Source organism: Streptomyces tauricus (assembly GCF_014650955.1).
Lineage (GTDB): Bacteria > Actinomycetota > Actinomycetes > Streptomycetales > Streptomycetaceae > Streptomyces > Streptomyces tauricus.
On record NZ_BMVY01000021.1, the window covers coordinates 145,711 to 157,623 of the forward strand.

An 11,913-nucleotide genomic window follows, 5' to 3' on the forward strand; every position below is an offset into this window, starting at 1 on the left:
GCAGGTGGGAAGGCGCCGCGTGGCACTTTTACCGAAGGTCCACCTTCGGGCAGGGGCTTTGTCCGGCGTTCCCCGTCCTTTTCGGCCGAGGCCCTGTTGACGGGCGGGGCGCCGGGCGTACGCCGGTGAAGGTCCGGTGGACACCGCTCCGGGTCCGCGCGGCCCCTTTTGGGCCGCCCCGTTCACGGATTCAGCAGCACCAGGTCGTCCCGGTGCACGACCTCGCGTTCGTACGCGGGGCCGAGCTCGCGGGCCAGGTCGTGCGTGGAGCGCCCGATCAGCTGCGGGATCTCCTTGGCGTCGAAGTTGACCAGCCCCCGGGCGACCGCCCGTCCCGCGCTGTCGCGCAGTTCGACGGGGTCGCCCGCGGTGAAGTCGCCCTCGACGGCCGCGATGCCCGCGGGCAGCAGGGACGTACGCCGCTCGACGACCGCGCGCACGGCCCCGTCGTCCAGGACGAGGGCGCCCTGCGGGGTCGAGGCGTGCTGGAGCCACAGCAGCCGGTCGGCGGAGCGGCGGCCGGTGGCGTGGAAGTACGTGCCGGTGTCCCGTCCGGCGAGGGCGTCCGCCGCGTGCACCGCGCTCGTCAGCACCACCGGGATGCCGGCCGCGGCGGCGATCCGGGCCGCCTCGACCTTGGTGACCATGCCTCCCGTGCCGACGCCCGCCTTGCCCGTACTGCCGATCTCGACGTGGTCGAGATCGGCCGGAGTGCGTACTTCCGCTATCCGCGACGTACCGGGTCGGCTGGGGTCGCCGTCGTACACGCCGTCCACGTCGGAGAGCAGGACGAGCAGGTCCGCGCGGACGAGATGGGCGACGAGGGCCGCGAGGCGGTCGTTGTCGCCGAAGCGGATCTCGTCCGTGGCGACGGTGTCGTTCTCGTTGACGACCGGCAGGGCGCCCATCGCGAGGAGCTTGTCGAGGGTGCGGGAGGCGTTGCGGTGGTGGGCGCGGCGGCTCATGTCGTCGGAGGTGAGCAGCACCTGGCCGACCCGGACGCCGTACCGGGCGAAGGAGGCGGTGTAGCGGGCGACGAGGAGGCCCTGGCCGACGCTGGCGGCGGCCTGCTGGCGGGCGAGGTCCTTGGGGCGGCGGCGCAGGCCCAGCGGGGCGAGACCGGCGGCGATGGCGCCGGAGGAGACGAGGACGACCTCGTGCTCGCCGCCGCCACGGCTCTTCGCCAGGACGTCGACGAGGGCGTCGACACGGTCGGCGTCGAGGCCTCCGGCCGCGGTGGTCAGGGACGAGGAACCCACCTTGACGACGATTCTGTGGGCGTCCAGGACACCCTGTCTGCTTGCCGCCCGCCTAGCCGCTGACACGCTGTACCCCACTGTTCCCAACGTTCCCCATGGTCCGACCCGCGACCTGCCCGGTGCGTGCAATCTACGTGACGGAGGGTGGCGGACGCCCGCGCGTTTCGAGGGGCGGACGCGGAAAGGCGGGTCGGTGGGGGCGCGCGCGGAGGGCGGGAAGGGAGTGCCACGGCTTCTCGTCGTTTTAAACCCAAATCCGGTGATAGTTCTCACGCAAGATTGCTAGGCGACCCGCAGAGGTCATACGGTCAGGGATCGGCCTCTCCCGTACGAGCTTCAGGGAGGTACGGCGAGGCCCGACCTCCACGCCTCCCCCCATCCGTCGCACCCCTCGCAGGAGCCCATTCCGTGCCCTCCGCCGGACTCGCCACCCGCCGCATCGTGCAGCTGTCAGCGCTGCTCGCGATGTTCGCGCTCTTCACGGCGCAGATCGTCTCCGCTCTGCTGCCCAACGTCCCGGTGTTCGTCGCCGCGAGCGCCGCCGGCCTCGCCCTCGACGTGTTCCTTCAGTACCGGGATCCCGGGCTGCTCTCGCTGCTCGGCAAGGTCCGCTTCGACGCCACGGTCCGGCAGCTGCTGCGCGACATGATCATCCTGGTGGGGCTCCTGCGGATCGACGGCATCAGCCCGACGCGCGAGCAGGCTCCGCTGATGGTGGGGCTGTGCGTCTTCTACGCCCTGCACTTCGCCTGCCAGGCCGCCGCCGTCATGGTCCGCCGCACCCGTACGCTGCCGATCGTCACCCGGAACATCGACGCGTCCGCGCTGCGCCTCACCGCCGCGCCGCCGCGCATCCTGGCCCGCCGTCCCGGTCACCGGCTGCTCACCTTCTCCGTCCCGACCACGATCGGCCTGATGGTCACCGCGGCCACCGAGCACGCCCTCTGGGGCGCCATCGGCCTCGGTGTCGCCCTCGTGCTGATCGGCGGCGGCACCGCGTACCTCGCCACCTGGCTGCTGCCGAAGAAGCGCGCCCTGAGCGAGCAGAAGGTCATGGAGTGGCTGGACCAGTGGCTGGCCGACTACCGGCCGACGGTCGCCATGTACTTCTCCGGCGGCACGACCTCCGCGTACCAGGCCAACATGTGGCTCTCCACGGTCTCCGCCATCGACGCGAAGCCGCTGATCGTGCTGCGCGAGCGGTTCATGGTGCAGAAGATCGACGCCACCGACGTGCCGGTCATCTGCTTCCCGAAGGTCTCGACGATGTTCTCGCTGGAGAACTCGACGCTGAAGATGATGCTGCACCCGGCGAACGCCGCGAAGACCTCGCAGGTGCTGCGCATCCCCACGGTCAAGCACGCCTTCATCAACCACGGCGAGAGCGACAAGCTCTCCTCCTGCAACCCGTACGCGAAGGCGTACGACGAGGTGTGGGTGGCCGGGCCCGCGGCCCGCGAGCGGTACGCGCTGGCCGAGGTCGGCGTCGAGGACAAGGACATCGTGGAGGTCGGCCGCCCGCAGCTCGCGCCGATCCGCCCGTACTCGGGGGCGCCGACGGGCGCGTTCACGACCGTGCTGTACGCCCCCACGTGGGAGGGCTGGGACGGCAACCCCGGCAACACCTCGGTGGTGCTGGCCGGCGAGAACATCGTCCGGCAGCTCCTGGCCGACGACGGTGTACGGCTCCTCTACAAGCCGCACCCCATGACCGGTTCCGTCGACATGCGCGCGGGCGCCGCCAACGAGCGCATCAAGGCGATGATCCGCGAGGCCGCCGCGCTGCGCTCGGGCGCTCGTCCCCAGGCCGGCGCCGCCGCCGAACTGGCGCGGCGTACGGCCGAGTTGGACAAGCTGACGTCCACCCACTTCCGCAGCAGCGCCGACGAGATGGAGCGGATGCTGCTCCAGGGGGCGCCCCGGGGTGACCGCGAGGCCGCCATCGCCGAGGCCACGCTGGCCTGGGAGAAGGCGTACTGGGCGTCCTTCCCGGAGTGGGAGCACCAGATCATCACGGACGCGCGGCCGGGCATCTTCGCCTGCTTCAACCAGGCGGACCTGCTGGTCAGCGATGTGTCGTCGGTGGTGTCCGACTGGCTGTCGAGCGAGAAGCCGTACGCGGTGGCGAACACGTCGGGGATGTCCGAGGCGGCGTTCCGCACGGGCTTCCCGACGGTGTCTGCCGGTGTGGTCCTCTCTCCCGGCGCGGAGGGTGTGCCGGCGCTCCTGGAGTCGGTCCGCCGGCCCGAGAAGGACCAGTTCACGGCGGCCCGTGCGGCGCTGAAGGAGCACCTGCTCGGTCCGTCCGACCCGCCGTCGCTGGCGCGCTTCAACGGGGCGATCGACGACCTGTGCACGAAGGCCGACGAGCGGCGGGTGCGGATGGAGTCGCGGCTCGCGGCGGAGATTCCTTCCCCGCGGTCGGCGTCGGAGGAATTCACCCAGGACGCGAGTGAGCCGGAGGACGCGATCAACGCGTAACCGCCGACCGAAGCACAAAGGTGTGGGGCCCGGAGTTCTCTCCGGGCCCCACACCTTTACCTTCGCGTACGCCCCGGCGGGGGCTTGTTGCGCCGTTCCCCGCGCCCCTAGGGAGTGAGGCTGGGGCGGGTGTGTTTGCTGCGGGCCGACGGGGGTGGGCCGCGCAGTTCCCCGCGCCCCTAGGGAGTCGGGGCTGGGGCAGGTGCCTCACCGCGGGCCGTGGGGGTTGCCCGCGCAGTTCCTCGCGCCCCTAAAAGCAGACGCCCGCTGTGCGCCCTTCAGGGGCGCGGGGAACGGCGCGGCCCACCCCGACCGGCCCGAGGAAGCACAACAACCTCAACCCCCACTCACCCCAGGGGCGCGGGGAACTGCGCGATCAACCCTCACCGGCCGCAGGAAACACACCCGCCCCAGCCCAAACCCACCAAGGGGCGCGGGGAACGGCGCAATCAGCCCCACCCCTCCGGGCCGCGGTGTACAGACACCCCCGGCCCGGAGGGCAACCCCGTTAGAACGGGTTGAAGTCGTCGAACTCCTGGTCCGACTCGTCCCGCTCCGCCTGCTTGTCCCGCCGCCGCTGCGAAGCCGGCCGAGGCGCGTCGAACCGGTGGTCCTCACCACGGCGCCCGAGCATCTCCGCCCCCGCCATCACCGTCGGCTCCCAGTCGAAGACGACCGCGTTCTCCTCGGGCCCGATGGCGACGCCGTCACCCGTACGGGCGCCCGCCTTCATCAGCGAGGCCTCGATGCCGAGACGGGCGAGCCGGTCGGCGAGGTACCCGACGGCCTCGTCGTTGCTGAAGTCCGTCTGCCGCACCCACCGCTCCGGCTTCTCGCCGCGCACGCGGTACAGCCCGTCGTCCTCGCGCACCACCGTGAAGCCCGCGTCGTCGACCGCCTTCGGCCGGATGACGATCCGCGTCGCCTCCTCCTTCGGCTTCGCCGCACGCGCCTGCCCCACCACCTCGGCGAGCGCGAAGGACAGCTCCTTGAGGCCGATGTGGGCGACCGCGGAGATCGCGAAGACCTGGTAGCCGCGCGCCTCCAGGTCGGGGCGCACCATCTCGGCCAGGTCCTTGCCGTCGGGCACGTCGATCTTGTTCAGGACGACCATGCGCGGCCGGCGGTCGAGGCCGCCGCCGTACTGCTTCAGCTCCTCCTCGATCATGTCGAGGTCGGAGACGGGGTCGCGGTCGGACTCCAGGGTCGCCGTGTCCAGGACGTGGACGAGCACCTCGCAGCGCTCCACGTGGCGCAGGAACTCAAGCCCCAGGCCCTTGCCCTGGCTGGCTCCCGGGATCAGTCCCGGCACGTCGGCGATCGTGTAGACCATCGAGCCGGCCGTCACCACACCGAGGTTGGGGACGAGGGTCGTGAAGGGGTAGTCGGCGATCTTGGGCTTGGCCGCCGACAGGACCGAGATCAGCGAGGACTTGCCCGCGCTCGGGTAGCCGACCAGCGCCACGTCCGCGACCGTCTTCAGCTCCAGGACGATGTCCTGCATACCGCCGGGAACACCCAGCAGGGCGAAGCCGGGGGCCTTGCGGCGGGCCGAGGACAGCGCGGCGTTGCCGAGGCCGCCCCTGCCGCCCTCCGCGGCCACATAGGTGGTGCCCTGGCCCACCAGGTCGGCGAGGACGTTCCCGTCCTTGTCCTGGACGACGGTGCCGTCCGGCACCGGCAGGATCAGGTCCTGGCCGTCCTTGCCGGAGCGGTTGCCGCCCTCACCGGGCCGGCCGCTGGTGGCCTTGCGGTGCGGGGAGTGGTGGTAGTCGAGGAGCGTGGTGACGGACTGGTCGACGACCAGGATCACGTCACCGCCACGGCCGCCGTTGCCGCCGTCCGGGCCACCGAGGGGCTTGAACTTCTCCCGGTGGACGGAGGCACAGCCGTGACCTCCGCTACCCGCGGCGACGTGCAGCTCGACGCGGTCCACGAAGGTGGTCATGGGATGTGCCTCCAGTTACGTACGGAAATCTCTCATCGATGAGCACCGCGCGGCCGACGGCGAACGCCACCGCTCAGTGATCACTACTCAGTTAAAACACGCGAAAGGCGGACCCGCTTCCCGTACGGGAAGTGAGGTCCGCCTCGCGAAAGATCCGGTCAGGCGACCGGAACGATGTTCACGACCTTGCGGCCACGGTGCGTGCCGAACTCGACCGCACCGGCGGCCAGCGCGAACAGCGTGTCGTCCTTGCCACGGCCGACCTTCACGCCGGGGTGGAAGTGGGTGCCACGCTGGCGGACCAGGATCTCACCGGCGTTGACGACCTGACCGCCGAAGCGCTTCACGCCGAGCCGCTGAGCATTGGAGTCGCGACCGTTCCGGGTGGACGATGCGCCCTTCTTGTGTGCCATCTCTCCTCAGTCCCTTACTTCGCAGCCGCGGGGATCTCAGTGACCTTGATCGCCGTGTACTGCTGGCGGTGGCCCTGACGACGGCGGTAGCCGGTCTTGTTCTTGTAGCGAAGGATGTCGATCTTCACACCCTTGTGGTGATCCACGATCTCGGCCTGGACCTTGATACCGGCCAGGACCCACGGGTCGCTGGTGACAGCGTCGCCGTCGACAACGAGCAGGGTCGAGAGCTCGACCGTGTCGCCAACCTTGGCAGTGGAAATCTTGTCAACCTCAACGATGTCGCCGACAGCAACCTTGTGCTGGCGACCACCGCTGCGCACGATGGCGTACACGCGGATCTCTCTCTCACTCGAAATCGGAATCCCCGCAGTCCAGCCACCGAAGAAAGCGAAGCAGGCAGCCTCTCCCGGGGCGCGAGCCACCAGGAGGAAGAGGTTTACGGGAATGCGGTGCATTGACAAACACACCGAGGGTCAAGGTTACGGGGCCCCGACCTGGGGGTCAAACCGGGCCCCGACCACACCCTGACCAGGCAACCTATGTGGGCTCGCCGTCCGCCGGCAGCGGCTTCACGCCCTTGCACAGATCCGTGGTGTCCGCGGTGCCCGGGTAGGCGACCTTGGTCACCCGGTCGAAGTGGATCCGGTACATGTCGTGCACGGCGTCGTCGTCGACCTTCACGATCGACTCGTCGTTCTCGCGCAGCGCGGGGCCCGTGTAGTTGCCGGAGCCGGTGAAGCTGACCTTGTTCCTCACACCGTCGTACATGCCGTCGACCAGGATGTACTTGGAGTGGATGATGTACGGCGTGATCAGCTTCTTGCCGGGGTTCAGCGGGTCACGGTCGTCGTTGTAGCAGCGTACGGTCGGGCCGCCGGTGGTGTGCAGCTTCTCCCAGGTGCCCTTGGTGCCGCCGCTGCTCTTGGCGCTGTCCGACTCCGCGTAGACGATGCTCACGGAGCAGCCCGCCTTCTTCAGGTCGACCAGCTTCTCCGCGATGGCCAGCCGCGTGATCTTGAAGATCGCCACCCGGACCTTGGTCGACTGCGTGACGCCCGCGGTGTCCTTGTACTTGCAGGTGACGTTGTTGAGGATCGAGTACACCGAGTCGGTGGCCCGCGTGTTGCCCGCCCGCGGGAAGAAGTACGCCTTGTAGAGGCCGTTGCTCACCGTGCGGTAGTTCCAGGACTCCCAGTCCTGCGCGACCATCGTGTCGAAGTAGTCCGCGTACGCGTCGTACATCGTCGGGTTGTTCGGCAGCAGCAGCGCGTCGTTGAAGAAGCGCGTGTGCGCGGACGGCGTGGAGTTCGAGGTGGTCTCGACGACCACGTTCGTGGCGCCCTGCACCGCCGAGAACAGCCAGAACTTGTTGTGCATGATCGACTGCCCGAACTTCGGGTCGCCGAGGCACGACTTGTTCTCCGGACACGTCGAGACGTACGAGCCCTGTGTACGGTCCGTGCCGAGCCCGGAGGCGAGCGTCCCGTAGGCGGTGTTCGTCGGACGGTCGCTGATACTGGACTCGTCGAGCAGCACCTGCACGTTCACACCGCGGTTCTTGGCGGCGACGAGCGCGTTGACGACGCCGGCCTCCCAGACGTGGTAGACCGCGACCTTGATCGTGGAGCCGGGCAGCGCGGAGTTCGTCAGCTCGATCAGCCGGGTGCGGATCGCGTACTGCTGGTCGGTGGTGCCGAGCGGGTCGTTGAAGATCGGCCCCTCGGTCCACGTCGGGTTGTCGACGGCCTGCGCCGTACCCGCCGACGTGCCGGCCTGGATACCCGCCGCGGACAGCACGGTCGCCAGCGCGACGGCCTGACGGCTTCCCTTGACCGGCTTCACAGCGCGGTGCCGCCCAGTGCCCTGCAGGCGCACGCGCGCCATGAGATCCCCTCCCTGACACGTGTGAACGCCCTCCCCGACGTACACCCGTGTATGTGTAAACGATGACCGCCCGAGTTTTGCAGGTGAGGGTTCACCTTCCAAGTGGCGGGGGGTGAATGTGATGTCCGTGATGTTCCCGAAACCACGTCACGGTATGTCAAATCGGGCGCCCAGTACGACAGTTCGGGTAACCGCACGGGCCCTAAGGGTGACGGCGGCGGTGTCCGCGCCGGCCATGAGCGCGCCCCCGCCGGGCACGAGGACGCCCCCCGACCGGCGTGGTGATCGCCGGTCGGGGGGCGTCGTGCCGAGGCTCGCGCCTCCGCTGATGTCCGTCCTCGTCCGTCCTCGTCAGTCCTCGTCGGTGGAGGCCGTGACGGTGGACGGCGTCTGCTGCTCCGCCGCCGCGGTCTTCTTGGACGTCGACTTCGCGGCCGTCTTGGCGGTCTTCGTCGCCTTCTTGGCCGTGGTCTTCTTGGCGGCCGTCTTCTTGGCCGCCGTCGTCGTCTTCTTCGCGGCGGCCTTCTTCGCGGGCGCCTTCTTGGCCGCCTTGCGGGCCGTCTTCTTGGCCGGCGCGGCGCCGTCCTCGGCGGACGGCTCAGCGGGGGCCTCGACCGGCGCCTCGGCGGCCTGCGCCGGAGCCTCCGGCTGCGCCGACGGGACGACCACGACAGCGGTCTCGGCGGACGAGGTCGGCGCGGTGGCCTTACGGACCGCACGACGCCTCGGCCGGGCCGGGGCGGCGCTGTCGGCGACGGGCTGCTCCTGCGTGGCGGCGGCCTCGGCGGGCTGCTCCACGGGCTCGGCGGGCGCGGCAGGCGCGGCGACCGGCTCGGAGACCGTCACCACGGTCTCCTCGGCCGCCGTGGGCGAACCGGCGGGCGCGGACACCTTGCGGGTCGCCCGACGGCGCGTACGGCCCTTGGGAGCCGCGTCGTCGACGACCGGGGTCTCGGCGGCGGCCGGGGCCTCGACCACCGGGTCCTCGGCGGCGACGGGCGCCGTCTGCGCGGCCTCGGCCGGCTCCTGCTGGACCGGACGCGCGATCTCTTCCTCCGGCGTCACGGACTGCGCGGTCGGGACCTCGTCCCTGCGCTCGGCCTGCTCGGCCCGCTCGGCCTGCTCGGCTCGTTCCGCCCGCTCGGCCCGCTCGGACCTGCGGGACTCGGACCTCGGCGCACCCGCCGGGGCGGACGCCCGCCGGCTCGACCGGCGACGCGAACGACCGCCACGGGTGGCCGCGGCCTCCGCCTCGGCGGCGCTGCTGTAGAGATCCTCGTCCGGTACGAACTCGGGCTCGGGAAGCGCGACGGGCTCGGCGGCCTCCGCGGCGACCTCGGCGGCCGTCTCGTCCGGCTCGACGGCCTCGGCCGTCTCCGTCTCGTACGTGTGCTCGTGCTCGTGGCTCTGCTCGGCACCGCCGCGACCGCGCTTCTTGCGCTTGCCGCCGCCTCCCGCGGAGGTCGGCTGCTCCATGTGCACGATCACGCCGCGGCCGTTGCAGTGGACGCAGGTCTCCGAGAACGACTCGAGGAGGCCCTGACCGACCCGCTTACGGGTCATCTGGACGAGGCCCAGCGAGGTGACCTCGGCCACCTGGTGCTTCGTGCGGTCGCGGCCCAGGCACTCCAGGAGGCGCCTGAGCACCAGGTCCCGGTTGGACTCCAGGACCATGTCGATGAAGTCGATGACGACGATGCCGCCGAGGTCGCGCAGCCGCAGCTGGCGCACGATCTCCTCGGCCGCCTCCAGGTTGTTCCTGGTGACCGTCTCTTCGAGGTTGCCGCCCTGACCGGTGAACTTGCCGGTGTTGACGTCGATGACGATCATCGCTTCGGTCTTGTCGATGACCAGCGAACCGCCGCTCGGCAGCCACACCTTGCGGTCCAGCGCCTTGGCGAGCTGCTCGTCGATCCGGTACGTCGCGAAGACGTCGACCTCGGAGGTCCACCGCGACAGGCGGTTCGCCAGGTCGGGCGCGACGTGCGCCACGTAGCCGTGGATGGTGCTCCACGCCTCGTCACCGCTGACGATGACCTTGGAGAAGTCCTCGTTGAAGATGTCGCGGACGACACGGACGGTCATGTCCGGCTCGCCGTACAGCAGGGTCGGGGCGTTGCCGCTCTTCGCCTTCTTCTCGATGTCCTCCCACTGCGCCTGGAGCCGCTCGACGTCACGGCGCAGCTCGTCCTCGCTCGCGCCCTCGGCGGCGGTGCGCACGATGACGCCCGCGTCCTCGGGGACGATCTTCTTGAGGATGGTCTTCAGCCGGGCGCGCTCGGTGTCGGGCAGCTTGCGGCTGATGCCGGTCATCGAGCCTTCGGGCACGTAGACCAGGTAGCGGCCGGGCAGCGAGACCTGGCTCGTCAGACGGGCACCCTTGTGGCCCATCGGGTCCTTGGTGACCTGCACGAGGACCGACTGGCCGGACTTCAGGGCGCTCTCGATGCGGCGGGGGCCGTTGGCCATGCCCAGCGCCTCGAAGTTGACCTCACCGGCGTACAGGACCGCGTTGCGGCCCTTGCCGATGTCGATGAACGCGGCCTCCATCGACGGCAGCACGTTCTGGACCTTGCCCAGGTAGACGTTGCCGACGTACGAGGTCGCCTCCTCCTTGTTGACGTAGTGCTCCACGAGCACGTCGTCCTCGAGGACACCGATCTGCGTACGCTCGCCGCTCTGGCGGACGACCATCACGCGCTCGACGGCCTCACGGCGGGCCAGGAACTCGGCCTCGGTGATGATCGGGACGCGGCGGCGGCCCTGCTCGCGCCCTTCGCGGCGGCGCTGCTTCTTGGCCTCCAGGCGGGTCGAGCCCTTGATGGACTGGACCTCGTCGCTCGGGTGCTCGTCCTTCTTGCGGGGCTCGCGGACCTTGACGACCGTGCGCTCGGGGTCGCTGCCACCGGACTCGGCCTCGGCCTCGCCGGAGGAGTCACCGGCACGACGGCGGCGGCGACGGCGGCGACGGCTGCTGCTGGAGCCGCCGGCGTCGTCGTGGTCGTCGTCCGCGTCGGCGGAGTCCTCCTCGGCCTGCTCGGCGGTGTCCTCGGTGTCGTCGGCGGTACGGGCGGCCTGCTCGCCGCGCTCACCGCGTTCGCCCCGCTCGTTCTGCTCGGCGGCGAAGTCGTCGTCCGCGTCGGCGGACTCGCCCCGGCGGCGGCGACGGCCACCACGGCGGCGACGGCGGCGCGAACCGGTCTCCTCGCTGTCGTCACCGTCGGCGGCGTCCTCCGCGGACTCCTCCTCGACGGGCTCCTCGTCGGCCGGCTCCTCGGCCTCGGGGGCACGCTCCACCGGGGCACGCTCGGCGGGGGCGGCGGGCTCCTCGGCCTTGCCCCGGCGGCGGCGACGGCGCGAACCGCCCGTCTCCTCCTCGGCGGCGGCCACGGGGGCGGTCACGGGTGCGGCCGGCTGGACCGGCTCCGCGACCTCGGTGACCTCCTCGGCCTCTTCGGCGGCCTCGGCCGCGGCGGCGGCCGCCGCGCGCTCCGGCGTCTGGAACATCGGCTCGGTGAAGACCGGCGCCTGGAAGACGGCGACGGCGGGGCGCGCGGGGCGCCGGGCCGAACCCTCCTCGGCGGTCTTGCGGGGCGCGGGCGCGGAGAAGCCGCCGGCCGCCTTGCGGGTGGCGCGGCGACGGGCGCGACGCGGGGTGGCGTCGTCGGCGTCGGCGGGGGTCTCGGTCTCGGCGGACCGGTCGTTCCTGGCAGCGGCCACGGGGGCCTCCCTGCGCTCGTCGCGAGCAACGGCCTCGGCGGGCTCGGTCGCGGTGGGGGTCTCGGCGCGCTCCGCCTTCTGGCGGGCGGCGCGACGAGTGGGCTCGGCGGCGGCCTCGGCGGGCGCCTGCTCGGGCGTCTCGCTCAGCACCTCCGCCTCGGCCTGCGGCGCACCGGCGGGCGCGGTGGCGCGGCGGGTGGCGCGA

Annotated in this window: 7 protein-coding genes; 1 reads left to right on the forward strand and 6 read right to left on the reverse strand. The window is 71.1% G+C overall.

Going from position 1 to position 11,913, the window contains the following annotated elements; genetic code table 11:
- Nucleotides 1–182: 182 nt before the first annotated feature.
- On the reverse strand, nucleotides 183–1,325 hold the full coding sequence (proB, locus tag IE278_RS27450) for a glutamate 5-kinase (RefSeq protein WP_189775942.1): 1,143 nt from the start codon (nucleotides 1,323–1,325) through the stop codon (nucleotides 183–185).
- A 342-nt stretch (nucleotides 1,326–1,667) separates the two neighbouring features.
- Between proB and IE278_RS27455 the strand changes: the two genes are divergently transcribed.
- Nucleotides 1,668–3,740 carry a CDP-glycerol glycerophosphotransferase family protein gene (locus IE278_RS27455; RefSeq protein WP_189775943.1) on the forward strand — a complete coding sequence of 691 codons (2,073 nt, stop codon included), beginning with the start codon at nucleotides 1,668–1,670 and terminating at the stop codon, nucleotides 3,738–3,740.
- A 508-nt stretch (nucleotides 3,741–4,248) separates the two neighbouring features.
- Here the strand turns inward: IE278_RS27455 and obgE are convergent.
- The 5 genes from obgE to IE278_RS27480 all read right to left on the reverse strand — a co-directional run.
- On the reverse strand, nucleotides 4,249–5,688 hold the full coding sequence (gene obgE, locus IE278_RS27460; RefSeq protein ID WP_189775944.1) for a GTPase ObgE: 1,440 nt from the start codon (nucleotides 5,686–5,688) through the stop codon (nucleotides 4,249–4,251).
- Between the two features lie 158 nt (nucleotides 5,689–5,846).
- Entirely contained in the window at nucleotides 5,847–6,101 is a 255-nt protein-coding gene (gene rpmA, locus IE278_RS27465; protein WP_189775945.1) for a 50S ribosomal protein L27, read from the reverse strand.
- A gap of 14 nt (nucleotides 6,102–6,115) precedes the next feature.
- On the reverse strand, nucleotides 6,116–6,436 hold the full coding sequence (gene rplU / locus IE278_RS27470) for a 50S ribosomal protein L21 (RefSeq protein WP_006374708.1): 321 nt from the start codon (nucleotides 6,434–6,436) through the stop codon (nucleotides 6,116–6,118).
- Nucleotides 6,437–6,641: 205 nt separating this feature from the next.
- The gene (locus tag IE278_RS27475; RefSeq protein WP_189775946.1) at nucleotides 6,642–7,988 is read right to left on the reverse strand and encodes a phospholipase D-like domain-containing protein; all 1,347 of its coding nucleotides are present in this window, start codon (nucleotides 7,986–7,988) and stop codon (nucleotides 6,642–6,644) included.
- A 351-nt stretch (nucleotides 7,989–8,339) separates the two neighbouring features.
- Nucleotides 8,340–11,913 (reverse strand): Rne/Rng family ribonuclease (locus IE278_RS27480; protein WP_189775947.1); only part of this gene is annotated, 3,574 nt, incomplete at its 5' end.